Below are 26,095 nucleotides of genomic sequence, written 5' to 3' on the forward strand. Positions count from 1 at the left end.
CACTCTGTCATTACACCCCAGATTCTTCTATGAGGTTCAAATCTGCGAAATCTAGTATTTACGAGGTACAATAGCCCTGTAAAATAGTGATACAGCGGCATTGAAATCTGACATATGTGATGAATGATAAACGGATGGAAGCATGAATAGAGACGAAAAAATTATGCCCCAGCAACAGCATAGGGAAGGCGATCATGGAGAAGAGAGGCAGCAACTGGTCCAAAGGGGCTTGAAGCAGGTAAAACCGGTACGGATCGGTCCCTGGACCATCTCGCTGCCCTTTTTTGCAGCACCTATGGCGGGAATTACGGATAAACCCTTCCGGTCGGTGCTCAAAGATCATTCCTGTCCCTTAGTCTACACAGAGATGATATCGGACAAGGCGCTCACCTACGGCAATCGCAACACCTTAGAACTGTTGGATATCGCCGGGGAGCCGCGGCCTATCGCCCTGCAGATCTTTGGTTCTGAACCGGATGTGATGGCTAAGGCGGCGCAGATGGTGGAAGCGGAAGGCGCCTCGATCATCGACATCAACATGGGCTGCCCGGCACCAAAAATCGTCCGCAATCAGGAAGGTTCCTGCCTCCTGAGGACACCGGATCTGGCCGTAAAAATCGCCGAAGCTGTCGTCAACGCCGTCAAGGTCCCTGTCACCGTCAAGATGCGGTCCGGCTGGTCCGTCGGCCAAATCGTGGCTCCGGAACTGGCCCGGCGTCTGGAGAGTGTCGGCGTTCAGGCTATCACCGTCCACGGGCGGACGCGGGAGATGTTTTATTCCGGAAAAGCCGATTGGTCTATCATTCGTGCGACAGTGGAAAATGTCTCGATTCCGGTCATCGGCAACGGAGACATCTGGGAGCCCGAGGATGCCATGCGGATGCTTGCTGAGACAGGCTGTGCCGGTGTCATGATCGGCCGTGGCAGTATGGGGAATCCTTGGATCTTCTCTCGCCTGGTCCGCTGGGTCGAGACGGGTGAATTACCTCCTCCTCCCACTGCAGAAGAAAGGATCCAGCAAGCCCTCATTCACCTGGAACGCATGGTAGAGATGAAGGGGGAAGACCGTGGCGTCCGTGAGATGCGGGGGCACTTGAGTTGGTACTTAAAAGGCATACGAGGCGCCTCGCGACTGCGAGCCGAGATCAACGCCTTAGAGCGGCTCGATGAGGTCGTCCGTCTGCTGCAAGCTTATCTGGAACAACAAAAAATCATTGAAGAGTCAAGATAAAGACGGGTTTGTCTCCTTTCACTGGAGGCAAGCCCTTTTTTAGTAAATACTCACCTGAGAAGATGATGAGCTTATCGATGATTCCACCTCTTTTTAACTGCCTTTACATACTTAACATCAAAATATTTTCCAGAATACAGGAGGGGGCTGGAGAGTTGTGAAGAAGAAAAGTTTTTATTGCATACTTTTATCACTGTAGCTGGATAAAAACCTTTCTTAAGGAGAAAAGCTATGGATAAGTATTACCTCGATGCAAAGAGTACGGTCCTGATGATCATCGATATTCAGGAGCGACTCTGTGCGGTGATGGAGCGGGGCGATGAGGTAGTCCGTAAGACGGGCATCCTTATCGCTGCCGCCAAACGTCTCGGCGTCCCTATCATTTATGTAGAGATGTACCCGAAGGGGTTGGGGAGAACGGTCTCCGGCCTAACGGACAATCTCAAGGACGCCCATCACTTTGAGAAAATCACCTTTTCCGGCTGTTCGGGAGAAGTTATGTCCTGCCTCATCCAACTGAAGCGAAGAAAGATCATCGTGGCCGGGATGGAGACCCATGTCTGCGTCTTTCAAACCGTTCGAGACTTACTGCGTGATAAATATCGTGTGTTCGTCGCCTCTGACGCAGTCTGCTCCAGAGATGATGATAACCGCCGGAACGGACTCGAGTTGATGGCCTCTATGGGTGCCGTCGTAACAAATACGGAAACTGTATTTTTCGACCTACTCAAGCGAGCGGGAACAGATGTATTCAAGGAACTGTCTCCATTAATCAAGTAATTTCGTAGCCGCTACTCTAGTGCTAAGTACATAATAGACGAAGGTGAACCGTGGAGGAGATGGAGTATGCCGCAAATCATGATCCGAGGCATGGAACTAAACGACATCAAAAAGATCAGCAAGCCTCTCGTCGATGAACTCAGCGAGGTCATCGGCTGCCCACAAGATTATTTTACTATCGAGCAAATCCACTCGACGTTTATCGCTGACGGGGAGATCGCCAAGGCCTATCCCTTCATTCAGGTGAACTGGTTTGACAGGGGACAAGAGATTCAAGATCGGGCGGCGAAGGTCATCGATCGGTTTGTCCGTGACGCCGGGTATGAACAGGTGGAAGTTTATTTCATCGTACTGAAAGAAGAAAAGTACTATGAGAACGGGGAACATTACTAATCGATCTCATAGGATGGTAAAGTGAGTGTACAATTGAAGATTAACTCTTGATAAAAAAGACTGCCCGATCTAAAGGCAGTCTTTTATTATACTCTCTCCGGTGACATACAAGTGGCAGAATCTCATAAATTTACTATTAAAAATGAAAAGTAACGCTTGAACAAAGGAGGTCGTCTCATGCGACGGATTTTACTGGTCTTCGGTCTCTTTGGGGTTTTAGTTTACTGTATTTATGGCTATTACCTGGGATACCAGCATGGAGTATTCGACGCTCTCATCAAGCAAGCTGTTGCTGACAACAGTTTAGCTTTGTATTGGGACGCGACAAGTCGGTGGAATAGGATCAACGCACAACACGCTCACGGGATTGGTTTTTCGATCTTGGTACTTCTCACAGGGCTAATGTGGAATGAGGTCTGGTTTTCAGAAAAAATAAAAAGATGTCTAGGGTTCGTGCTAATCGGTGGATGCATCACCGCTAATCTAGCTATTGCCGTTTATTACATTCCAGTCATGATTTTAGGGGAAATAATCCTGCTCATCTGCTTAGGTACGACGCTGGTTGGAATCGTGAAAAGAAGCGTGAATAAAATTGAATAAAGGGAAAGGGACAAACCTTTTGCCAGTTGAGAGAGGGGAACCTTTCTATTCCAAAAAACGTCATATATACAGCATCTAATAAATACATAACATCCTAATCCTATTGGAGAAAGGAAGAGAATGTACATATGAGTAGACCGGTACCCAAACTTCTCGCCGCCAGTTTGACGGCCCTGTTGCTGACTTCGGCAGTCCCAATGGGATACGCTGAAATCTCAGCGACGGCGAATGCGGAGGTGCTCTCCTCCGAGCAAGCCAAGAAGAAAAGTGCTTCTACACTGGCAGAAGCGATTCAACTGGCCCGATCCTGTTTTGACATCCCTCCAGATTATGACCAATTTACCTCCAATTACGAGACCTCTGATAAAAATCACTTCTGGTCGTTAAATTGGAGTTGTCAGAAGGTAGGAGAAGAGGGAAGTATCAATATTCGCATTGATGCCGACACAGGATTGATCTTGAACATGTTCGAATCGAGGGGCGGCGGCAGTATGCGTCCAGACGCCTATAAAACACGAAACATCTCCCGCCAAGGGGCTCTGGCCAAGGCCAAAGCTATCATGCAAAAAGCTCTCGGGGACGAACAGATCGCTGAAATGGAATTACTCGATAACTCCGTCGACGGTGTTCAATGGTCTCCCTGGGAGAGGGAGGGCTACTACCATTTTGAATGGCGGCGTAAAACCAACGGGATCCCCTTTCCGGGAGACGGCGTATCCGTTTCTGTGGCTGGCAGCGACGGGCATGTAAACAACTATAGTTTTACATGGACTAAGGAGTCATTGCCTTCTCCGCAAAACTTGATTTCGGTCCAGCAAGCGGTAGAAACGTTTAAGAATACGCCGATGTTGGAACTGCAATACATACTTCAGGAAGGCGTACATTCAAATCCCAAAGAGAAGAGGCAGGCCGGAATTGTCTACCGGATGTACAACCGAGCCGACGGGAATATTGACGCGTTTACGGGCAAGCCTATCACACCACCGCCTATGTTTTACGAAGGATATGGTTTTGTAGGTGGCGGTATGGGCGGAATGGGAAGTGGCGTCCCGGAAAACGCCAAATGGACACCGCAGGAACAAGCAGCCATAAAGCTTTCGACCAATCTGGTGAAAAAAGAGACGGCTCTCGCAGCGGTAATGAAGTGGTTGGCACTGCCTCCTGATTCAATCTTAAATTCTGCCCAATTACTGGACAATCCCGACGATAAACAAGGCCCGGTTTGGTCTTTTTATTGGGTAGCAAATAAAAGTCATGAGATGGTTGCGAGTGCCGCAGTCAGTGCCAAGACCGGAGAACTATATCGCTTCGAAACATTTACGGCATCGGAGAATCAGCCGGGTCAAATGAACCGCCAGGAAGCACAGCCGATCGCTGAGGAGTTCCTTAAAACGGTGCAGTCGAAGAAATTTTCTCAGACAAAACTGGACAACTACGACATGAGAAATTTCGTTCGTGCAGATGGAAAGAATATGCCCTATCAAACGTTCAGATACCGGCAGATGGTCAATGGCGTGCCCTTTATGCAAAACTATTTAGAGGTCAATGTCGATACAGTGAATAAACGCATTGCCAGCTTTACTAGTGAGTGGGGTGAAGAGATCTCCTTTCCAACCCTCGCTGGAGTGCTTTCTCCAGAGCAAGCAGCCGATAAATACCTTGCCTATAGTCCAATGACCTTATGTTATACGACGGCGCTGAGCCCCCTTGATGCCAAAACACCAAAGTTGGTTTATAAACCTGTTTTAAAGCCAGGAATGAGCGGGTACAACAGCATCGATGGGAGGACAGGCCAGCCGCTTGACTGGAACGGACAAGCTATCGCCCTACCGATAAGGGATATCTTTCAAGACACCCGTGGACATCGAGGCGAAAAAGAGATTAAACTTCTCGCTCAGATGAATCTGTTCCGCGAATATGGGGAGGACTTCCATCCCGATGAAGAAATCACAACAGTTTCACTGCTGCGGGCCATCTATGATACTCATTTTGGAAAACAGGATGGGCCCCTTTCGAGGGATGAAAATGTGATGCGCTACGCCCGCCAGAACAATTGGATTGATGCCAATGTGAAGGCAGAAGATAAAATAGATCGGTTGAACCTAGCGAAAATTATTGTCCGCTATTGTGGTTTGGAACGTTCTGCCCGGCTAAGTCAAATCTATAAAGTTCCCTTCAGCGATGCCGATGCAGTCCCGGTTGAAGGAATCGGCTATGTCGTCATTGCCGATGCTCTTGGAATCGTACCGTCTCAGGAAGGCCGATTTCTACCTGACCAAAAGGTTACTCGTGCGGATGCGGCAGTGGCCGTAGCGAAGATGCTTAACCTAAATCCGGACCTCTAAATGGGAGTCTAGCCTCACGGTGTATCCTTCTTTCTGAATTAAAGAAAGCCGTCTCCAATGTGGTTTTACATCGGAGACGGCTTTTTCACGATGAATCAGATATGGACGTATTACCATTTGGTAATCGTAATCGACTCATTTGGTAACCGGGAAGGTTATTCTGCGTGCCGGTCGCAATAGAAATGCATCGCTTCACGCATAAAGGCGGCAAGACCTGGTTTTATGCCGTCAATGTTAGCCGTAAAGCGCGCATCCTGTACATATAAATCGCCGAGGCCTCGAAAAATTTCTAAGGTGCAATTGTAAAAGTGATCCGTAATGTGCTGTCGCCATTGACCGATAGCCTCTTGTACCTGAGGCACAGATGGCTCATGAGCCATCAAATCAGCGAGGTTTTGATAGATTTCATTTGCCTTTGTCTGAATGACCGCCCAGTCAGCTTGCGAATAGCCAGCCGTTTTCTTTTGGCTTTCTTGATAAGCAGAAGATCGCTTATATTTCTGGCGTGTTTCTTCTGCTTATTGCTGCTGATGCCGTTCGATTTCGGTCATATCGAAAGCTTCGAACATTTCCTGTTTCCCCATGAGGTCTCCTCCTTCGATGGTGTAGAGTGTTTTGTCCACTAAGTCGATAATCGCGTCAAGCCGTTTCCGTTTTTCGAGCAGTAATTTCTTCTGGGAGGATAACGCTTGCTTTCGGTCAAAGCCGGGGGTGTCCATGATTTCCTTGATTTCTTGCAGACCGAAGTCAAGTTCTTTGAGAAACATGATTTGTTGCAACCGTTCGAGGTCCTGGTCGGTATAAAGCCGATAGCCGGAATCAGTGGTGGATGCGGGCTTTAACAGGCCGATCTGATCGTAGTGGTGAAGGGTGCGCACGGTCACTCCGGCCGTCTCGGCCACGTCTTTCACTTGATAGACCATCTCATCACCTCGTGGATTAGAATAAACCAAGACGTAACGTCAAAGTCAACAGAGTCATTTATCAATCGATCACTTTTCTAAGAGATAAATGTCGGAAAGTGTTTTTTCGTATATTCGGCTAAAGATTGAAGCGCTTTATCAGACCATGGTATTATAAATATATCCAGAATACCAATTTATTTATTTTAAATAATCGCTAATCGGATCGTTAGAACAAAATACTTCACAGACAAAAGACCTTATAAGCTAGCAAGGAGGCTCTTTTAATGTGTGTATTCATTACGGCCGTATTACCGGAAGAAGCCGACATGGAGATGCTGCGACCCCTACTTGACAAATATGAGATGGATTTTTCGACCGTCGAAAATACATATATCCTCAACCAGTTGGTAAAAGGCGATCGCTAATACCGGGCGACAAAAAGATATTGTGACTGTAGAACAGTTTTAGATGCCATATGGAGAAACGAACAGATGGAAAGAGAGATCAAAGCGTTTATTGAAGCGGGTGGCATCATACCGAAAAATGAAAGCCGCCCCGATGTCGATGAACAGGAAGCATCTGAAAAAGCTGAGGAAGCGGAAAAATGGATGAAAATCATTCGTGAGGTTATAACCTCTGGTTATTCGTCACGAATAGGGTTATTGTACCATTGGTATAGTGGAGGTGTTGGAACGGAAGAATTTACGCTCAAACCAAGAATCGATGTTCTCATTTCTGAAGCGACACCGGAACGTTTAATGGGAATGGAACAAGATCGACTGTACCAGTTCTGCCGGGAGTAAGTCAGTAGGAAAAGGCTTTTAAGTTGTACATGCACCCCGAGAAAAACCTCTCATCGATGGGAAACTCGAAAGCAATCACGGGAGCGGATTCATCGGGGAGATGACGATGACTCATTTACCGAATGTCCTAACCCGGTGGATTAAAAAAAGGGAGGGATCGTACTCGTGAGTTGGATTTATGACATAAAAATCTCTAAAAAGATCATACTTATCGTTCTCGTCGGTGTCTTATTCAGTTTGACTATCGGCGGAATCGGGCTCTATTTCATGAAAGAGATGGATAAGGCATCGCAGCGGTTGTATCATGATCAGTTACTTCCCATACAGTGGCTGAACGAAACGCGTGCACTGAACTTGATGAACGATAAATACCTTCTAGAAATCATCAACGAACCGGATCTGAACAAACAAAAAGAGATCAAGCAGCGCCTCGATGAAAATGTTAAGCAATCAAACGAACTGTTTGCCCAATACCAAGAAAAAACATTATCGGAGCAAGAGCAAGCGATCGTCAAGGTACTGGTGGACATTATTCCGAAAAACCGCGAAGCCCGAGACCATGCGATCCAGCTGGCGATGGAAGGAAATCGCCAGGGTGCTATTGACGCCTATAGGGCCAATTTAAACAACTCCGTGACGAATACGCTCCTTCGCCGGGAATTGGGCAAATACAGAGAAGCCCAGGCGAATCAGATCCAGCAAAGAGTAGAGGCCGATTTTTCCCGGTCGATCTACACCATGCTGGGAGCCATTTTATTATCGACGGTGGTATCTTTCGGGCTAGGGGCATGGATGGCCCGGCTCATATCCAAACCTGTCGTCGATATGGAGCGATTAATGGCCAAGGCTGGGTCGGGTGATCTGACCGTCTTCGGTGACGTTCAGGGTATGGATGAAATCGGTGACCTGACTGCCTCTTTCAATAAAATGGTCAAGAGCCAAGCGGCAATGGTGGAGCACGCACGCAAAGCGGCCGACGAACTAGCCGCAGGGTCTGAAGAAACGGCTGCATCGGCAGCAGAAGTATCGGTGGCTGTCCAGGAAGTGGCCCAGAACATGCAAAATGTAGCCGAGAAGTCGGAGCGAGGCACTGAGGCTGTATTGGAGTCATCGGAAGTGCTGTTGGAGCTTTCCTCGCTCATTCAGATGGCGAAAGAGAAGGCCAAACAAGCCTCAGCTACCTCCCACGCAACCATGGATACAGCCGAGATTGGTAAAGAAACGGTGAAACAGACCGTACGCCGGATGGAAAATATCAACCAAAAGGCAGAAGAGACGGGCAAACTCATGAACCAACTGGTCCAGTTTTCCCAGGAAATCGGGGTCATCACGGAGACGATCACCAATCTGGCGAACCAAACGAACCTGTTGGCCTTAAATGCAGCGATCGAAGCTGCGAGAGCCGGGGAAGCTGGTCGTGGCTTTGCCGTAGTTGCCGAAGAAGTACGCAAACTAGCCGATCAATCCTCTCAAGGGGCGGCAGAAGTGTCGGCGTTGGTCCAAAAAATCTCCGCCAGCACACAGGCAACGGTACAAGCGACCAACGAGAGCCGAAAAGAAGTGGAGGAAGGCGTTCGGGTCGTTTCGGAAGCTGGCAAAGCCTTGGATAACATCCTTCTGGCGGTTCAAGAAACAGAGCAAGCCATCCAAGGTATCGTCAAACTGACCGAGGACGAGGTAGCCAGTTCCGACCGCATCGTCAGCCTGATCAACACGCTCGCGACCGTCATCGACTCCCTGGCGATTCATGTCCAACAGGTGGCAGCATCGACGGAGGAAACGACAGCTTCTGTGGAAACGATTGCCGCCAGTGCTGAGGAATCGAGCGCCATGGCGCAAGAATTGAGAAATTTGGTGGAGTTATTTAACGTCGATTCATCCTCTAAAAATTGGTCGAACGAAGAACATCTGATCAAAGCGAAATCAGACCACTTACTCTGGAAGGTTCGAATCGTCAACATGATCAACGGAACAGAGATGGTGCGTCCCGAGGACGTGAATACTCACCGCGAGTGTGCGTTAGGCAAATGGTATTTTGACGGAAATAACTCCTTCAAAGACGATAAAGACTTCATCGCTATCGATGAGCCGCACCAGAAGGTTCACGAATATGCCTTGAAAGCAGCTCAAGCATACCAGGTAGGTAACCACGACGAAGCGCGTAGAATGCTCAAACAACTAGAAGCCAACTCGAAGCGAGTCATCTCAATGATCAACAAGCTGATGAAAAAAGTTTAACGACGTCCACAGAACACTGCGGCGTTCATATTCGGAGGTTTGTAAATTGAGTAGTTTGAACACTCATGAATTCGACGGTCAAAAGTACAAAAAGGCTTCCGGGCATCAGAAAGAATGGGGAAATAAAATTATTTCCGAGTTAAACCTCTGTGGAACCGAGTATATCCTCGATCTCGGTTGTGGCGACGGAGTATTAACGAAAGAGTTAGCCGATCGCACGCCAAAGGGAACCGTACTAGGTATCGACGCTTCCGTAGGGATGATCAACGCCGCCCGAGAACTCGAGCAAAGGAACGTGTCTTTTCAACGGATGGATATCAACGAGATTCGCTTCGAAAACCAATTCGACCTGATTTTCTCCAACGCCGCTTTGCATTGGGTGAAAGACCACGATAACCTCTTACAGAGAACCTACCAGGCCCTTAAACCCCAAGGGACACTTCGATTTAACTTTGCCGGGGACGGGAATTGTTCAAACTTTTTTAGCGTCATTAAACAGATAATGACCGAATCATCCTACAGGGAATTCTTTGATGATTTTGAATGGCCTTGGTATATGCCAAAGGTTGATGATTACAGGGAACTCGTCGAACGGTCAAACTTTCGAGACGTCTTAGTTTGGGAGGAGAACTCCGACAGATACTTCAAAAACAAAGATGAAATGATTCGATGGATAGAACAGCCCTCTGTCGTACCCTTTTTAAAATATTTACCGGAGGACGGCAAGAGAGGCTTTGTCGATGAGGTTATCAAGCGGATGATAGAGAGGACAGAACAGCCGGACGGTACATGTTTTGAGACTTTCCGCCGGATCAATGTATTGGCTCGAAAATGAGCTTGAAGAGCTTACGTCAAGAGGTGGAATTATGGAACTGAAAATCAGAGAAGCGCGAGTCGCAGAAACCGATACCTTAACGGAGATTTCCTTTTCGTCGAAACAATATTGGAACTACCCAAAGGAGTACTTCGTCGTTTGGAAAAATGAGTTGACCATTACCCCTGCTTACATAGAGAACAACTTGGTCTTCGTGGCCGAGGTTGAAGGGCAGATTGCCGGGTATATGTCTGTAGTGGAAGTAAAAGAGGACTTTTGGGCAGGAAAAGTATTTGTACAGAAAGGATTCTGGTTGGAGCATATTTTCATTCGTCCTGTGTACATAAAGAAAGGCATCGGCTCAAAACTGATCTCTTTCCTCAAAGTTACTTGCCGGGAAAAAGGAATCGCCGAGTTATTCATATTCTCCGATCCCTATGCGAGAGGTTTCTATGACAAGCTGGGAGCCACGTATATGTGTGAATCACCTTCGAGCATCGAAGGGCGAACCGTATCGTTATATCGCTTATCTACGGATTCTAAACCGTAATTCATTCACTGGCACCAGCATGAACAGGAAGATGAGTTCTTTTATGTTGTGTCCGGCAAGTTGTACATCGATCTGGAAAATGAGTCGATAGAATTATATCCCCAACAAGGCTATACAGTACCGAAAGGGGTAGTCCATCGCACAAGAGCTCCCGAGAAAACGGTCATTCTTATGGTCGAAAAAGACACCGTAAACCCGAAAGGCGATTAAAGGAAGCCACCTTTCAAAGGTGAAGCCAAGGAACGCAAAGAAAAAGTGGCTCAAGCTTGGTAAAGCGATGAGCCACTTGCATTTTAAGCGATATATATTTGTGCCATGAGAATGCACCGAATCGAGAAAACAAGTGGTAGACGATGAAAGAACGCTAGATACTATCCTATCCTCGAAACTCGATCATCTCTTCATCAGGACCGAGAAAGACCACTCGTCTCCAGCCTTCTTCTTCGGGAGTTCGTGCCGCCGAAGTATGAGGGAGTTGGGCTATCGGTATGCCAGCAGATTTAAGACGGTTAAAATCTCCGTCAAAATCATCACTGATCAGGCAAAAGTGATAGCCGCTGTTTTTCGGACCTTCAGGCATGTGAATCAGCTCGAGGACTGTATCTCCCAAACGAAGATAGGCGATTTTTTCAATCCCCGGGGCGGGAACATCGTGCTCATAGTATTTTTGAAAACCAAGATGCTCTTCGTAAAAGCGAATTGACGCAACTCGGTCTTTTACGGTGATGGCGACATGGTCTATCTTTTGAAACATATCTCCGCTCCTTTTCGTCGTTCGTAAAATGTAGTTTCTGCAGAATTGATGTCGGGATTCGGCAAAAGATTACCATTATTTCCAGGAGTATGCACTCTTATGGAAAATGAATCGTGGAAAATAAAATAAATCGTGGGTAATAAATACTAAGGAGTTGAACAAATGGTGAGTTCTCGCATATAATTAAAGCACGACAATGATCTCTACGGAAGAGTTAACCAGAAAGACTGGAGGCTCGGTACTTTTTGTATCGGGCCTCTTTTATTTTTGTTGCGGGCTCGGAGAGGGGGCGATGAGAATGTTACGATGTAAACCCTTAATTTATTCGCAACGACGAAAGGCAAAGAAATCATTTACGCACGTTTATTAAGTTTTCATTACTAGTAGTAATTATCAATAAGTTTGCTTTATAATGAGGTTGCGAAGAAACTTTACAGTCCACCCAATTGGACAGCTAAATTTAAAATGCGTCGGAGGTGTCATAATGAAACAGTCATTAGATTACGAGCATGAAAAACAAGAAAGTTTTGTTAATGGCATCGAAGGGATAGTTACCGTCATCTTATCTGTAGTCGTCATCTGGTCGGTGTTTTAACGGATAGACAAGATTTGACCTATTAACAACCTGGGAACATACCTGGGTTGTTTTTTTTGTTGCGATTTATTTGCAATCAATGGCATGTCATCCACCTAAGAAGAGGAGGATTTTGTGATATCTTCCACGAAGGATATCAGCGATTCTACCGGTTAAGGAGGCGGCAAGATGGATTCTTTTCTGTTGGTAGCTGTCATAGCGGTTATAGCGATAGTAATGAAACTCGCCCGTGGCCAAAGATACGATCATGGCGGCGTTGATGTTGACTTTGGTTCTGACGATGATTGCAACAGCAGCGACGGGGGTTGGAATTTCTGGGGTAGTGACGGCGGTGGAGATTGCGACAACGGTGGTAGTGATTGCGGCGGCGACTGTAGCGGCGACAGTGGCACCAGTGGGGGAGATGGCGGCGGCGGAGGGGGCGACTAGAACGGAGTAAAGTTTTTGGGTCTCGTAAAACAAGGGGCTTTTTAGACAGAAGAGGGATACGGGGGTGACTATGTTGTTCTCAACCAAAAGAATGATCGCGATGATGGTTGTCTTAGTCATGGTAGTGAGTATTTATGGATTCTTCTCCCTTTTCATACAGGGTAAATTGGTTCATCCCGATTCTGTAGTCATCGAGCAAGTCAAAGGGGAGAGTGATAATTCTCTGTATATTAAAGGGGACATAATGAGCAGCTCCTTAGGATTTAGCGGCTATAACTGCATGGTTGAAAAGAACAGCCTTTATTTGCAATTGCGTTATAGTCTTGTGAGTAGCATACATCCGACAGGGAATTTCGAAATTAAAATACCAGAAGGGTTAGACGATGTGACTAAAATGTACTTAGTAGGAACCGATAGAAGAGATATTAAACTAATCTGGAGCAGGTAAAGCGGAACGGTTAATCCAGGGGATCTAAAACTACATCCTGAAAGTGAGCCCTATACTCATCGGCGCGGATCGTTGTCGTCATCTTGTATAGATCTTTTCGCTCTGCAAAGGTTTCTTCGATGCCAAATGCAGCTTTGGCAAAGCCGACCTTTCGAATTGCCTCACCAACGGCTTCTAGTTGATCAGGGCTGTAGATCGTAACGGGATCGCCGATGGCGATAGAAAAGGGCGGCACAAAAAAGCCTTCGGGGATAACCGTCATTGCGTGGACCAGGGCACCGACAGCAATTACTGCACCGGAGCCGATTTTCGCTCCTTGGAGAATGGTGGCCCCTGTCGCTATGTATGTGCAAGAATCCACGGAACAGCCTAAAAGCGTAGCATGGGGACCGATAAACACATGATCTCTAATATGTACGGGCAGTGCCGTAGATGACCTGTTCCCGCGAAGTACTGCATTTTCACTGATGATGGCATACTCGCCGATGGTGATCTCCGAGGACTCAGCGTTCAAAACCGCTCCGAACATGATCCTCCCATGAGGACCTACAGTCACCTTGCCCACCAACGTTGACGTCGGGGCCATGTAGGTAGTCCGTTCCACCTTCGGCTCATAGCCGCGATGGCGAATCAACATCATAATCACCTTCCAAAAATAAACGATATGGACGGATAGAAAAGCGTGACCGAAGTGGATCACGCTTTTTTACTAAGCAGATATGGATAAGCTGTTTGTTGTATTTTCTATTTCGTAACGAACCGGTTGAAATTTTACAAAGAATGTAGTGCCTTCCGAGCCTGTGACAAAATCTATTTTTGCGTTATGCCGCTCGGCGATTTTGAAACAAGTGGCCAACCCTAGGCCAGTCCCACTCGCTTTTGTTGTATAGAAGGGAAGTCCAATCTTATCTTGTGCTTCTTTTGGAATTCCTGCACCTTCGTCTTTGATCGCAAGGATGATAGCTTCGTCTTCTCCATAGGTGCTTATCGTTACTGCGCCTTTTGCTTCGGATGCGTCCAGACCGTTGTTGATCAAGTTCAATAACAATTGACGGATTTCATCTTCATTAAGAAGTATCTTGGGAATGGGATGTAAGTCCGGGGTAATCGATTTATCTTCCTTCCAGGCTTTTGCTTGCAATAAAGGCATAAGATGATTGATGATATCATTCAAACTATGCTCGCTTTGATGAACGGACTTCGTCCGGGTCAGCGAAAGAAACTCCGTGATGATCGCGTTAGCCCGGTCAAGTTCACTGATCATCAAATGAAGATAGTCTTCATATTTTTTCAACTCTTCATTTTTGGAGAATATCTGCAGAAATCCCCGAACGGTGGTAAGGGGATTTCTCACCTCATGGCCGATTCCCGCTGCCATTTGTCCGACGATATTTAGACGGTCTAACCGGGTTAACTCCCTCTCATATCTGTTCTTCTCTGTGATATCGATAAACTCATAGTAAAGGAACCGGTTGCTGTTGAGGATGATGACTTCCGTGTTTAAAATAGCCTCTCTTACATTACCTTCCTTGGTGTTGTACTTTATTTGGAGGTTACTCACAGGGCCGTTCGCAATGAATTGGTGAGTGTCAAGGGAAAGAGAACTAACTTCTCGTTGTGACTTACCGATGATGTCATCTCGCGTAAATCCAGTATTGTTTAAGTAGGCTTGATTGACGTCAATATAGCTATAATCATTTAGAGAAATGATCACCTTCATCACCGGACTGGAATGAAAAGATATCATGAATCGTTCGAAAGATTGCTCCATCTGCTGATAAGGATAAATAATGGTGTTTACGAAGATACCCTTAAACAGGTAATAATAGTAACAGATTTTCAGCAAATGTCCCCAGGCACTTTGAAAGGAAGTCGTGGAAGGAAAGACGGCGAATATGAGTTCTGCCGGAATCGCAATGAGAATCGCCAGGACGACATGACGTTTATTAAAAAAACATTCCCCTGAATAGGTTCGATAAATATGTAGCAAACTTAACGAAAAAATGGCCACAATGATATATTCAATAAAGGCTTTCGTCAAGGTAGCTCCTACGCCTACCTGATATAGAGGAGGAAGTAAGTTGGGAAAACGCCAAAAGGCGAAGGAAACTAGCAACATCACAGTAAGTGTGATAGTAAAGCAAAACCATGGATTATACCGAAAAGAAACCCCTCTTGTCGTCAAAAATAGTACGATCGCTTCCACCAACCGGCCTGCGACCCAATACCGACCGGCTAAATCAAAGCTAGCCAATGAACTGGTAATAACTCCAACGGAAGATAAGATGTGAGCGAGATCAAATACCGCTGCCGATAAAAAACCGACACCGAGCAACTGTATTTCGTTGGGTACATGACTAAATAAAGTCAAAGCAATGATAAAACCAGTGAATGCCAGGTAGATGCAGATACCTTCAACCAAGCTGTGTGCTAAGTGGTAATGAACGTTCCAAAAAGGTTCGAAGGCAGTGGAAGTTAAAATAGTGGACGCTAAGACGATGGGGAAAAGATAAAGTACGTTAAAGTCTGTTTTAAGCTTTGGTTTATTAAGGATATGTGACAATAATATCACCCAGCACATACTGTTTTTTCTTCATTATGCACTATGAATCGAGTGAATCTTGTCGAATTATGGTATTTGGATTGATTATTTTTACACATAATTCAGATAGAGGTTCCTGAATCTTATCGCAAAGATTCCAAAAAAAACGTGATTCATTTGAAAACGATGGAAGAATAGGCGTATACTTAATAAGAAACATTGAATAAGGAAGTGTAAGTTGTGCACGGGATTTTCTCTGATAGAATCACCGACGTACCAAGATCTTTCATTCGAGAAATCTTAAAGGTTACCGTCGATGAATCTATTATTTCATTTGCCGGTGGTCTGCCTAATCGAGACCTTTTCCCCGTAAACGAAATCAAAACTGCTACCAACAAAGTCCTTGATTTATTCGGCTCTGATGTCTTGCAGTACAGTTCATCGGAGGGCTTTCTGGGACTGAGAGAGTGGATCGCAAAGCGGTACAAGACGAAAAAGAACATCGATGTAGACCCTGATGATATCCTCATCACAGCCGGGTCCCAGCAGGGGTTGGACTTATTAGGTAAGACGATTCTCAATGATGGCGACGATGTGGTGATTGAAGAGCCCGGTTACTTAGGGGCGATTCAAGCCTTCTCCTTATATAAGCCAACATTTCATCCAATCCCTTTAGAGAATGACGGCGTCGACATTAAAAAGTTTGAAAAAGCCGTCCGAAACCACAACATAAAACTGTTTTACTGCGTCCCCAACTTCCATAACCCTGCCGGCATTAGCTACACATTGGAAAAGCGCAAAGCAATCGCCGACATTGTCAGAGGTACGAATACCATCATCATCGAAGACGATCCTTATGGCGAATTGCGTTTCTTAGGCAGCGAACAACCCTCTTTTTACAAAATCATCCCGGAAAACACCGTATTGCTCGGATCCTTTTCGAAGATCGTAGTCCCCTCCTTCCGGATCGGATGGATCGTGGCGCGGAAAGAGGTCATGGAGAAGCTGATCATCGCGAAGCAGGCTTCTGATTTGCACACAAACTATTTTGGTCAGCGGATCATTCATCAACTGCTAACAGATTACTCGATCGATGATCATATCGAAACGATCCGGAAAGCTTATGGAAGCCAACGGGACGTCATGGTGGAAGCCATCGAAGCATATTTCCCCAAAGATATTCAATACACCAAACCGGAAGGGGGAATGTTCCTCTGGGTCACGCTTCCCGAAGGCGTCTCGGCGGTCCAAGTGTTTAACGAAGCCATCGCGAGGAAGGTGGCCTTTGTTCCCGGCGATCCCTTTTATATCAACAAAAAGGGAGTCAATACATTACGGCTGAACTTCTCTTGTACGAATGAGGATATGACCCGGCAGGGCATTCAGCGGTTGGGGGAAGTTATTACGTCTAGGCTAATATAACGGTATTACTGTGTAGGAGACAAACATCCATTAAGTGCATCAAAAAAGCTCGCCGACTTCGGCGAGCTTTTTTTGATCGTTAGAGATGTTAAAGGAGGCAACGTTAGGGGGAGCTACTGTGGGACTTTCCGAAGCTTTAGAATACCCTTGATAGCACGATTAAAGCAAGGTCTGAACTTGTAAAATTAGCCGGGCGGGAGTTGATCGACCCACCAAAAGAGCAGGAGGAGTTCTTTGCGTCGGCCCTGTAAGGACAAGGGATGTTTGTGACTAATCACTGTAATTCTGGCGAATACTATACGCGGATTTTTGTGGTGCTAGTGTGTTTTAAGGGGAACCGACGGAATGCAAAATCGCTGGATAAAGAAAATTCTTTCATTGTTTACCTATGAACCAGTACGAAGAAAAACCTTTTCTCTCAGTCCTTCCAGAACGAAAGGGCAGAATGCCATTCTTTTGCGTCGAACGAAACCATCAAAAACGCAAAACTTATCACCACTACCCATTTCGCGAGACGAGTTCCAAGAATTCTTAGGCCGAAAATTCTGTTCCCGGCAAAATCCAGATTTCATTATTCGATCTCTACAGACTTCTTGGGGCCAGATTACTATCGCTTTCTACCGTAGTCTTACAGACGCAAATAAGATTCAAGAGTTTCTCATCGGGCCGTTAGTAGAGTTTTTGCCACCTACAGGTCGGCCGTTATGTTTAAATGACTTGCAAGACCATTTGACATACTGCCATATCGTTAATGCTGCTTTTTCATGCGAAGATACGGTTCAAAGCATAATCCGGGGAATGACATTTGTCCATATCGACGGTTTTGAATGGGGGTTGGCGCTTGACTTTCAAGGGGATCGAGGACGAGAGGTTAGCGAACCCCATACGGAAACCGTCGTTCAAGGCCCCTATGATGGTTTTACGGAGGACGTAAGTACCAACCTGTATCTGCTGCGTTCCCGTCTCGCTACCCCTGATTTTATCGCCGAGGACATTCCGGTGGGGTTACGGGCATCGGGAGCGTTTTATTTGTTATATATCAATGGGCTTACGAATCCGAAATTGATCCGGGAAATGCGCCTTCGTCTCGAATCGGTTGATGTAGACATGTTATATAACGTAGGACAGCTTGAACAGTTTATCGAAGATCGTCCCTTTTCTCTTTTTTCTCAAATGATTACGACAGAAAGACCGGATCGCACCCTATCCTTTCTGCTTCAAGGATCGGTTGCAGTGTTACTCCACGGAAGTCCGCAGGCGCTCGTGGCACCGGTAACGTTATGGTCCCAAGTTCATTCTCCAGAAGATATTTATTATCGCTGGCCGATCAGTACATTTGCACGGTTTATCCGGATCATTGGTACATTAATCACAATTTTTTTACCTGCCTTATACACGGCGATGGTTGTATTCCACCCGGAGATGTTACCGACCGACTTGATGCTGTCTCTAGCGGCGGCTAGAGAGCATGTCCCTTTTTCCACTGCATTTTCGTTACTGTTTCTGGAGGTAGCTTTTGATTTTATTCGTGAGTCCGCCCTTCGTGTACCCAAAATCATCGGGCCGACGGTCGGTATCGTCGGTGCAATCATCATCGGACAAGCTGTGGTGGAAGCCGGTATTGTATCTCCTGTGGTGATCATTGTTTCCGCATTAACGGGTATCGCGGGTTTTTCGATTCCACATTATTCACTGGTCAACAGCCTTCGGATTGTTCGGTTGATTTTACTGTTCCTAGCAAGTGTTCTTGGATTTTATGGTGTTCTCCTCGGGCTTGTTGTTTTAGTCCATCATTTGAGTGGATTAAAGTCATTAGGTGTTCCCTTTTTATCTCCCTTTAGCCCGCTTCACGGCCCTTCCGGGGATACCTTCGTACGCACAGCGGCCTTCTCTGTGGAAAGGCGTCCTTTCTATACTCGTCCTCTCGATAAATTCAAGCAGCGACCCCTGAATCGCCCTTGGGACCCGAGGGTACCTCCGGAGCTATTGCTCATCACTAAAGATGTAAGTTCACCCGCCAAAGGGGATAAACAGGCATGAGACAATCATCGCAAGAAGGGCACTTGGGTGGCATCGAGGCATTTGTTCTCGTAAGCATGTTTATCGCAGTAAAACTTTTTCTTCATATTCCCCGAGAACTATCTTGGGCGGCCGGAACCGCCTCGTGGATGGTGCCACTGATTGCCCTCGTCGGCGTTGTACCTGTGTTTTTGTGCATCGAACGACTCGCCAACCGCTTTGGCCGTGCTTCTTTGCTTAGTATCGCTGGCTTATTGTGGGGTCGCTATGTGCAATGGTTTTTAGGGTTGTTATTAACCGTTATGTTAGTCATTCATACGGCCTATCAGATGCGAATTTTTGCTGAATTCACGATTACGACCCTATTACCGAACACCCCGATTTCGGTTGTGATTATTTCGATCGCTTTGCTGGGCCTGTTTCTCGCGTTCAACGGTTTAGAAAATTTATCGAGATCAGCGTGGTTGCTATTCCCGTTAGCCATCACGGTATTTATACTCTCCCTCTTTTTAGCCGGTTCCCAGGGACACATCTATTACTTGTCTCCCTGGTTGGGATATGGGGGAATCGCCATCATTGAAACGGGATTCCGTTTTGTAGGTCTTTTTAAAGAGATTATGATTTTGATGCTTATTGCGCCGTTGTTTCGAAACCAAAAAACCTTCCGTCAGGTCGGTGTTGCTTCGTTGCTCTTTACAGGGCTTATCTTTACGTTAGTTCAAATTGTTCTTCATCTTAATTTCGACTTTCCCGGCGCACGGGAGATTGGATTCCCGCTGTACCAACTGGCGAGGTTAATCAATCTTCAGTTTGTCGTTCAACGGGTAGAGCCGTTTATGGTCTTTGCCTGGTCTACGGTAACCGCGGTTGGTTTAGCTGTGGGTCTATATGCAAGCGCTATCGCCGCTACACAAGGCAGTCGAGCACCGGATTTCCGTCCTTTTTTAATTCCGCTTACCCTTCTTACGGTGGTTGTGGCTTTTTTCCCGGAAAGTAGCATTGAGGCCGTTCATACATATACGTACTTGATGATGCTTTTACCCATTCTTTTTTACGGTCTCCCCGTAATCACTTGGATTTGGGTTATGATTTTCCATCGTAGCTCGGAGGAATTGAAATGAGAACGATTTCTTTGTGTTTGATAAGTTTGTTACTAATTTTAGTAACTTCCGGTTGTTCATCCGGGCGGGAGTTGGAACGGACTGCGTTCGTATTAACGATGGGGATCGATAAGGGCGTAAATGGGAATCTAGATTTAATATTTCGAGTGGCCATTCCAAGAAGTATGGATATACGAGCCGGGGGAGAAACGTCAACGTTACAAGAAACAACAAAAATAATTACCGTCAATGCCCGATCTATTTCAGAAGGCATCAGCCTAGCAAGCACAAATGTAGAGAGGAAACTAGATTTTCGTCACTTACGGACAGTTCTTTTCGGTGAAGAATTGGCTCGCGATGAGCTGCTTTATCATCAACTGGATGCCCTAGAGAGAAACCCTGAATTTCGACGCACCACCTATTTACTGTTAACAGAGGGGCCTGCGAGAGAAGTTTTTTTGTCTACGAGACCAGTGTTAGAACGAAGTGTTGCCCGCTATATTGACGGGATTATGCAAAACATGCGCGAGCAAGGTTTTGGAACTCCGGTAACGTTGCATGAATTTGTCACCGCGATGGAGACCTATCATCTCGATCCGGTACTCCCCATGGTCAAGAATAATCCCATGGTTCAATCGGAAAAAGTGGACTCTAAAGTAAAGCCGATGCCCGAGGTGAAATATAAACGCCGAGAAGCAGGGAAAACGGAACCCGGTGGTAAGACGACGGAGAGCCTCCCCCGTTCTGGGGGAAATCCATCGGAGTTTATTGGACTCGGAATTTTTCATCAAGGAAAGTTGATCGATAAATGGTCCGGGTGGGAGACGAATAGCTATAACCTTCTACGGGATACGTATCAGCGTTCGATGTGGACCTTTGACGATCCTAGTGGCCACTTTGTGTACTCTATGGAACTCGAGAGAGCGAGATCTCCTGAGGCGAATATTGACTGGGAGGGCGGCACCCCCCATATCGCCATACAGCTTTCGTTGGATGGCGATCTACGCAGCGTCCAATCGCTCGAACCATATGTAGATTCCCAAGGAATTGCCCTATTGGAGAATCACGCAGCAACTCTAATCGAAAAAGAAGTTCGGCGACTTATTGCTAAAGCTCAAGAGAAGAAGATCGATCCCTTTTTTCTCTCGCGTTTTGTTCGAATGCATATGGCTACAATTCAAGATTTAGAGGATCTCAATTGGAGAGACGAATTTTCTCGTGCACAAGTCGATGTGCATGTTTCCGTAAAAATTCGTCGTCCTGGGTTGCGTATTCAACCATCCAAAGAATACGAATATCAGAGGGCACCATAATTAACACATTGTCCCCCTCACTCCACAGCCCTCCTATCGAATAGACAGGCAGTTCTGCCCATTGTGGCCGGACTGCTCTGTTTTTTCAAGAACGGTGGCAATGCCAAAACGCACTTTAAAAATGAATAAAACCACGCTAAAAAGTGACAGTTGTGGGATTGAAGAACCCTCGCTTGATAAGTGGCCGGACATATCCTCAGTGATGGAAGGGCAGACTTCGCTGTTGGTCGTAAGAGAAAACTGACCTCCGGCGTTGTCAGCCAAATTCACCTGTTTGCCTACTGGGGAGACTGGTATTTAAGCGGTATCAGCGAAGTGCGTTGGTAAACCAAAGTATAAGTTTTTTGCCAAAAAGCACCATAGGTTTTCCCTCCTTTTATTCAGCCAATTTTCATTTACAACCATTAAATTAAAAACATGTTAATATTAAATCAACGGGAGGTCCAGCTTGTGCGAAATGCCAAAAGTATACTCTGTGGTCTTTTATTGATTTACGGATTATTCGTTTTCTCCGCTATCCCCAACTATGCTCTTGCGGATGACTTGAAATCTAAAAATCACTATACTACTGAGCGAAAAGAAAGAGGTGGAGAGCGTGAAGATGATAATCCGACAAAGGAACTCGGCGAAGGGCTAGGTGTTTTAGCAGCATGGCTAACAGCAGGTGCGGCAGTACTTTATCCCTTGCGACGATTAACACGTCTGAATGCAACTGTCTCTGCTGCGACATCGAATGAAGCAAGGGAGTCAACTTCCTTAACATCTACGACTCTTCAGCCACATAGCCCAGACACTAAAAAAACAGCCTCTCCAGGTAGTCAAGTTAACATTTCTAGAGGTATGACTCAGAAAGCTACCCGATTCCTTGGCCGTATCCATAAAGTTATTGGACTCGTTGCAATCGCCTCTATCCTATCACATGGAATAGCTATGTATATTGGAGAGGGACATTTTGAAGATAAATTTATTCTTGGGATTATAGCGAGTGTTGTTATGTTCGTAGGTGCTCTGGGGGGTATTGCCCAAATGATCAGGTTACAGAGACCCGGCATTACGCGACGAATCCACGTTTCTATGGTTTTGCTCGGATGTTTGCTTTCAATTGGACATATCATAACGGCTTAAAAATAACGTATTTTACAAAGTTAATAGTGATGTTCTCTTGGTCTCCATAAACGGGGGAACCTTTCAGCGGCCTATCGTCAAAGCTTGTTTTTACTAAGCGCAACACCTGTTCAAGCTGTAGGTCTTTTGTTGATTATCACTTAGAAATTAATAAATTATTTCTCAAGCCGTATCAGTATTATGAGTTTAATCTACCGTTTCCAATAACGAAACCGATTGCAAAAATGAGGTAAAAGGTAACGGCAAATGTTAACCGTCCAGAGGAAAGTCGATTGTTTCGCAACATAAACCATATAAAGCCAATTGAAAAAATCGTCATTACAGCGGCTAGTTTCAGATAATTATCAAAAAGCCAAGGAGTGAATAGGATACCTAGACCACTAGGGATAGTGGTCTGAATCATCATGGCCCCGCTAATATTAGCCAAAGACAATTCTTCTTTCCCTTGGCGAACCCATATGAGTACATTGACGACTTCCGGTAGTTCTGTTGCCAAAGGGCTAAGCAGTAGTGCAACCACATGAGGTGAAAGTCCTAAAGATAAGCTGATAGTTTCCAATCGGCCCACAAAATAGTGAGACCCAATAAAAATTAGAGTAAGCGAGGTTAGAGTTTGGATTATTATCCATAAAGACTCTGGGTTGCTCGAGTTGGGGCGGAACCTTAACGGCTCAAGTTCCTCTTTATCTTCATGCTGCTCATTATCTGTAGCCCTCATTTCCAGAAAGAAATACAACCCATAAGAAGCGAACAAAAGCAATCCAATCCATTGTTTTCCCGGGTAGGATGTATATCCTAAAAGGAAACTTAATACGAATATAGACATGAACCACAACTGATCGCGAGTAAGTTTTCGACTATCAATGAGCAGATCTGTTCCTTGTGCCCGTCGTTTGTGATAGAAGAAAATGGATAAGCCAACAACCGCATAAGCAACTGTGCTAAGAACTAGAGGACCTCCGATCGCCGCACCGACACCAATGTCTTTTTGGTCGGTATTCGTACCAAAGACAACGGCTGTAAGAGTAACCACGCTTTCCGGCAGTGCAGTCCCAAACGCAGCTAATATTGAACCGACAGCACTCTTTGCCACATTAAACCGTTTTCCGAACCATTCCACGCTATTTACGAAAAGTTCACAGCTAAAGAAGATTAGCAGGGCAGACGCTAGCAGAACGAATACTGTAATAATCAAAAAATCTGTTCCCCCTAATACCCTTTGTTATCTTAAAATGCCAAAAAAGGTATTACTGTATTCCAATAAATAAATGAATTGGACGGGATATTCTGGGTAAGACCAGCGTTAAGCTGAGGGGGAGGAAGCGGCTATATATTTTACCAGCCGAGATAATTTTTTAATTATGTCTCCTTGTTGTTCCAATAACGGAATTTGCCGTACTAGCGAATAAAAGGCGAGGCTAGCGCCCGTAGCAACGAGTAGTTGGCCTAGTGCTTGCATAAAACGTAATCCTGTTAGTTCCGAAGAAGCTGAAGAAGATGTTTTTTTACCCAAGACTATCCCTTCTTTCTAAACTCTTTCAATATTAGGTTATGCGAAAATATGTAAACCGTTTAGATAAAAAGCGTGGGCAGTTTCTATCGCCACACGCTTTATTTAAGCTTATTCCTGCAATTTTTGTTATCAAAAAGCGTCCGGTCCCTCCAATGCCGGACGCTTTTTACTTTTTAATTAACGGAATTAATGAAGAAATTTATGGAGAAAATAGTCATAAGTCCGGGAGGGGTTCTTTATGGAAGAGAGTTTAATGACTCTAATACGTACAATTTTTGCCTATTTCTTCGTGTTATTATTAACCCGCCTTTTAGGACGCAAAGCGTTATCCCATATGACCATTTCCGACTTCATTAGTGCAATAATACTGGGTGAAATGACTGCTCTTCTGGCCATCGAGGGGCAACGAAGCGTTTCCGCCTTAGTAGCCTTAGTTGTTTTTGGTAGTTTGGCGATAATAGCTGATTTTACACATATTAAGAGCTTTACCGCAAGAAAACTATTTGATTCGGAACCGATAGTGTTAATCGAAAACGGAAAAATAATCGAACAGAATTTAAGCAAGACAAGAGTAACGTTAAATGAGATGAACTCGATCCTACGGCAAAAAAACGTATTTAATGTCGGTGATGTTGAGTTTGCACTTCTTGAGAATGACGGTGAGATTTCGGTCCAACTTAAGTCTCAAAAACAACCACTTACACCTTTAGATTTACAAATCCCTACGAAATATCAAGGTTTAACAAAAGATATAATCATTGATGGCGAGGTTATGTGGGAAAATTTAGAGCAAGCTAATCTAGATAAAGGCTGGTTAAACCGTGAACTAAATAGGTTTGGAATAAACAACCCGTCGGAGGTTTTTTACGCGGGTCTTGATACCTCCGGTAACTTGTATATATCCGAAAAAAGAAAACGGGTCGAACTCGAAGGGGAATACGGGATTGAATAATGGACCTAAGTACCCAAGAAAACGTCCGGACCCACTTCTGATCGGGTGAGGTACGAGAGCATATCCCAACTGCTCCATAAATAGCGATAGAAGAAGTAAAAATATATGCCCATTATCATAAACTTTGGCTAATTAAATGGATTTTTAACGGTTAGGCCTACTTTGGAACTCTTTGTTGTTTTCTATTTCTTTGATTGCGTAAAATAGACTGTATTTTTTTATATGCTCTTTTATCTTTTCTAAACAGAAATAGGGCTGGGACTGTATTTTGGTCAAACATCCACAGTCTCCCTTCCTTATCGAGGGCGATATCAAGTCCCATTCTAAAGTAACGTTTATACTGGTCAAAATGGTAACATGTACGGTATCCAAGAAGTATCATTTCTTTTTTTCTTTTCTTGATTTTATTGTCATCCAAGTTAAATGATTGCTGTAAGGCTCTATCAACGTTAACGGTATATCCTTTACCTCTTTTAACGTTGGTAATAACACTGTCTTTACCTGCCACTTTTGCTACCATACCTACATATTTCCATTTTCCTTTATATCTCAGAAACATGATTCGAATATCAAATGGCCTATCTGCTATAACGGCAAGATCAACAGCTTGTTGAATAATATATTGACGTTTTTCACCAATTTTATTTTTTAAACTAGTGTACAATTGTCCGATTTCGGAAAAAATTTCAGGTTCTCCTCGTTCTTTCACAAAAAAATAATTTTGATTTTCCCTCCATACTTTATAGATGCCTTCCCCACCGTATCCATCCCACGGCTTTAAGAATATGCTCTCATACTTATAAAGAAATGATAGAAAAGTTTTCTCAGATAGAAGGCAGGTATCAGGGAGATGTGGGCGTATTTTTACGTTTTTTGCGAAGTATTTCCATAGTCGCCACTTTCCAATTCCCACAAGTCGACGGCCTCTTTTGATTCTAGCCATAATATAACCTCCATCAAAGAGATAAAGCGTGGGCAGTTTCCACCGCCACACGCTTAAATAAAAATTGTTACTTAGTACGCACCAAAGCCCATTCCGAACCCGGTGCCGAGAATAGCGATAATTATAATCAAGATCGCCAAGGCAACAATGCTATTTCCAATATAGCCTCCGCCTGTGCCGCACCCGCATGCACCCATAGGTATTACCTCCCTCAATAAATTAATCATTTCTCCGTAATACTCGCTTTTTCACTGTTTTTCGATACAACCTAAAGCTAACCC

27 protein-coding genes and 1 pseudogene are annotated in these 26,095 nt (G+C 45.2%); 17 read left to right on the forward strand and 11 right to left on the reverse strand.

Annotated features, from left to right (window positions below; translation table 11 throughout):
- Window positions 1-142: 142 nt before the first annotated feature.
- The 5 genes from dusB (at window position 143) to GJ688_RS05920 (ending at window position 5,349) form a co-directional block, all read left to right on the forward strand.
- Window positions 143-1,231: a tRNA dihydrouridine synthase DusB gene (gene dusB, locus GJ688_RS05900; RefSeq protein ID WP_235910799.1), complete on the forward strand. Its 1,089-nt coding sequence runs from the start codon at window positions 143-145 to the stop codon at window positions 1,229-1,231.
- Between the two features lie 231 nt (window positions 1,232-1,462).
- On the forward strand, window positions 1,463-2,011 hold the full coding sequence (locus tag GJ688_RS05905) for an isochorismatase family protein (RefSeq protein ID WP_155475614.1): 549 nt from the start codon (window positions 1,463-1,465) through the stop codon (window positions 2,009-2,011).
- 66 nt (window positions 2,012-2,077) lie between these two features.
- Entirely contained in the window at window positions 2,078-2,404 is a 327-nt protein-coding gene (locus tag GJ688_RS05910; protein WP_155475615.1) for a DUF1904 family protein, read from the forward strand.
- 177 nt (window positions 2,405-2,581) lie between these two features.
- Window positions 2,582-3,004, forward strand: a complete 423-nt coding sequence (locus GJ688_RS05915) for a hypothetical protein (RefSeq protein ID WP_155475616.1) — start codon at window positions 2,582-2,584, stop codon at window positions 3,002-3,004.
- Window positions 3,005-3,132: 128 nt separating this feature from the next.
- Window positions 3,133-5,349, forward strand: coding sequence for a YcdB/YcdC domain-containing protein (locus GJ688_RS05920; RefSeq protein WP_155475617.1), 2,217 nt, complete (start codon window positions 3,133-3,135; stop codon window positions 5,347-5,349).
- A gap of 155 nt (window positions 5,350-5,504) precedes the next feature.
- On the opposite strand, the pseudogene GJ688_RS21280 reads toward GJ688_RS05920, so the two are convergent.
- Both GJ688_RS21280 and GJ688_RS21285 read right to left on the reverse strand, forming a co-directional pair.
- Window positions 5,505-5,855, reverse strand: a pseudogene (locus GJ688_RS21280) (TipAS antibiotic-recognition domain-containing protein); the annotation flags it as partial.
- A gap of 12 nt (window positions 5,856-5,867) precedes the next feature.
- Window positions 5,868-6,272 carry a MerR family transcriptional regulator gene (locus GJ688_RS21285; protein ID WP_328597322.1) on the reverse strand — a complete coding sequence of 135 codons (405 nt, stop codon included), beginning with the start codon at window positions 6,270-6,272 and terminating at the stop codon, window positions 5,868-5,870.
- A gap of 266 nt (window positions 6,273-6,538) precedes the next feature.
- On the opposite strand from GJ688_RS21285, the gene GJ688_RS05930 reads away from it, so the two are divergent.
- The 6 genes from GJ688_RS05930 (at window position 6,539) to GJ688_RS05955 (ending at window position 10,869) form a co-directional block, all read left to right on the forward strand.
- Complete coding sequence (locus GJ688_RS05930; RefSeq protein WP_155475618.1) at window positions 6,539-6,679, forward strand: hypothetical protein; 141 nt, start codon at window positions 6,539-6,541, stop codon at window positions 6,677-6,679.
- Window positions 6,680-6,745: 66 nt separating this feature from the next.
- Window positions 6,746-7,057, forward strand: a complete 312-nt coding sequence (locus tag GJ688_RS05935; protein ID WP_155475619.1) for a hypothetical protein — start codon at window positions 6,746-6,748, stop codon at window positions 7,055-7,057.
- Between the two features lie 165 nt (window positions 7,058-7,222).
- Window positions 7,223-9,295: a methyl-accepting chemotaxis protein gene (locus GJ688_RS05940; RefSeq protein ID WP_155475620.1), complete on the forward strand. Its 2,073-nt coding sequence runs from the start codon at window positions 7,223-7,225 to the stop codon at window positions 9,293-9,295.
- A gap of 46 nt (window positions 9,296-9,341) precedes the next feature.
- Window positions 9,342-10,130 carry a methyltransferase domain-containing protein gene (locus GJ688_RS05945; RefSeq protein ID WP_235910800.1) on the forward strand — a complete coding sequence of 263 codons (789 nt, stop codon included), beginning with the start codon at window positions 9,342-9,344 and terminating at the stop codon, window positions 10,128-10,130.
- A 31-nt stretch (window positions 10,131-10,161) separates the two neighbouring features.
- A complete protein-coding gene (locus GJ688_RS05950) occupies window positions 10,162-10,659 on the forward strand; it encodes a GNAT family N-acetyltransferase (RefSeq protein WP_155475621.1) in 498 nt (165 codons plus the stop codon).
- 3 nt (window positions 10,660-10,662) lie between these two features.
- A complete protein-coding gene (locus GJ688_RS05955; protein ID WP_170291722.1) occupies window positions 10,663-10,869 on the forward strand; it encodes a cupin domain-containing protein in 207 nt (68 codons plus the stop codon).
- Window positions 10,870-11,035: 166 nt separating this feature from the next.
- On the opposite strand, the gene GJ688_RS05960 is transcribed toward GJ688_RS05955, so the two are convergent.
- The 4 genes from GJ688_RS05960 to GJ688_RS05975 form a co-directional block, all read right to left on the reverse strand.
- The gene (locus GJ688_RS05960; RefSeq protein ID WP_155475622.1) at window positions 11,036-11,413 is read right to left on the reverse strand and encodes a VOC family protein; all 378 of its coding nucleotides are present in this window, start codon (window positions 11,411-11,413) and stop codon (window positions 11,036-11,038) included.
- Between the two features lie 682 nt (window positions 11,414-12,095).
- Entirely contained in the window at window positions 12,096-12,557 is a 462-nt protein-coding gene (locus GJ688_RS05965) for a hypothetical protein (protein WP_155475623.1), read from the reverse strand.
- 338 nt (window positions 12,558-12,895) lie between these two features.
- Complete coding sequence (locus GJ688_RS05970) at window positions 12,896-13,522, reverse strand: gamma carbonic anhydrase family protein (protein ID WP_207708765.1); 627 nt, start codon at window positions 13,520-13,522, stop codon at window positions 12,896-12,898.
- 72 nt (window positions 13,523-13,594) lie between these two features.
- The gene (locus GJ688_RS05975; RefSeq protein WP_155475624.1) at window positions 13,595-15,466 is read right to left on the reverse strand and encodes an MASE3 domain-containing protein; all 1,872 of its coding nucleotides are present in this window, start codon (window positions 15,464-15,466) and stop codon (window positions 13,595-13,597) included.
- A 201-nt stretch (window positions 15,467-15,667) separates the two neighbouring features.
- Between GJ688_RS05975 and GJ688_RS05980 the strand changes: the two genes are divergently transcribed.
- From GJ688_RS05980 to GJ688_RS05995, 4 genes are all read left to right on the forward strand, one after another.
- Window positions 15,668-16,849 carry an aminotransferase-like domain-containing protein gene (locus GJ688_RS05980; protein WP_170291717.1) on the forward strand — a complete coding sequence of 394 codons (1,182 nt, stop codon included), beginning with the start codon at window positions 15,668-15,670 and terminating at the stop codon, window positions 16,847-16,849.
- A gap of 345 nt (window positions 16,850-17,194) precedes the next feature.
- Window positions 17,195-18,889: a spore germination protein gene (locus tag GJ688_RS05985; protein WP_155475625.1), complete on the forward strand. Its 1,695-nt coding sequence runs from the start codon at window positions 17,195-17,197 to the stop codon at window positions 18,887-18,889.
- A complete protein-coding gene (locus GJ688_RS05990; RefSeq protein WP_155475626.1) occupies window positions 18,886-19,989 on the forward strand; it encodes a GerAB/ArcD/ProY family transporter in 1,104 nt (367 codons plus the stop codon). The genes GJ688_RS05985 and GJ688_RS05990 overlap by 4 nt, the downstream gene beginning before the upstream one ends.
- Complete coding sequence (locus GJ688_RS05995; protein WP_155475627.1) at window positions 19,986-21,281, forward strand: Ger(x)C family spore germination protein; 1,296 nt, start codon at window positions 19,986-19,988, stop codon at window positions 21,279-21,281. Before GJ688_RS05990 ends, GJ688_RS05995 begins: the two co-directional genes overlap by 4 nt.
- Window positions 21,282-21,314: 33 nt before the next feature.
- Here GJ688_RS05995 and GJ688_RS06000 read toward each other — a convergent pair whose 3' ends face one another.
- Entirely contained in the window at window positions 21,315-21,551 is a 237-nt protein-coding gene (locus GJ688_RS06000) for a hypothetical protein (RefSeq protein WP_155475628.1), read from the reverse strand.
- A gap of 180 nt (window positions 21,552-21,731) precedes the next feature.
- On the opposite strand from GJ688_RS06000, the gene GJ688_RS06005 reads away from it, so the two are divergent.
- The gene (locus GJ688_RS06005; RefSeq protein ID WP_155475629.1) at window positions 21,732-22,406 is read left to right on the forward strand and encodes a hypothetical protein; all 675 of its coding nucleotides are present in this window, start codon (window positions 21,732-21,734) and stop codon (window positions 22,404-22,406) included.
- Window positions 22,407-22,584: 178 nt separating this feature from the next.
- Here the strand turns inward: GJ688_RS06005 and GJ688_RS06010 are convergent, their stop codons facing one another.
- Both GJ688_RS06010 and GJ688_RS06015 read right to left on the reverse strand, forming a co-directional pair.
- The gene (locus tag GJ688_RS06010; protein ID WP_155475630.1) at window positions 22,585-23,601 is read right to left on the reverse strand and encodes a sodium:calcium antiporter; all 1,017 of its coding nucleotides are present in this window, start codon (window positions 23,599-23,601) and stop codon (window positions 22,585-22,587) included.
- A 108-nt stretch (window positions 23,602-23,709) separates the two neighbouring features.
- Complete coding sequence (locus GJ688_RS06015) at window positions 23,710-23,919, reverse strand: hypothetical protein (RefSeq protein ID WP_155475631.1); 210 nt, start codon at window positions 23,917-23,919, stop codon at window positions 23,710-23,712.
- Window positions 23,920-24,157: 238 nt separating this feature from the next.
- Between GJ688_RS06015 and GJ688_RS06020 the strand changes: the two genes are divergently transcribed.
- Window positions 24,158-24,871, forward strand: a complete 714-nt coding sequence (locus tag GJ688_RS06020) for a DUF421 domain-containing protein (RefSeq protein WP_207708766.1) — start codon at window positions 24,158-24,160, stop codon at window positions 24,869-24,871.
- 157 nt (window positions 24,872-25,028) lie between these two features.
- Here the strand turns inward: GJ688_RS06020 and GJ688_RS06025 are convergent, their stop codons facing one another.
- Entirely contained in the window at window positions 25,029-25,814 is a 786-nt protein-coding gene (locus tag GJ688_RS06025) for a YheC/YheD family protein (protein WP_155475632.1), read from the reverse strand.
- Window positions 25,815-25,885: 71 nt separating this feature from the next.
- Window positions 25,886-26,011, reverse strand: coding sequence for a hypothetical protein (locus GJ688_RS20970; protein ID WP_268892031.1), 126 nt, complete (start codon window positions 26,009-26,011; stop codon window positions 25,886-25,888).
- Window positions 26,012-26,095 lie beyond the last annotated feature (84 nt).

Source organism: Heliobacterium mobile, assembly GCF_009720735.1.
GTDB lineage: Bacteria > Bacillota > Desulfitobacteriia > Heliobacteriales > Heliobacteriaceae > Heliobacterium > Heliobacterium mobile.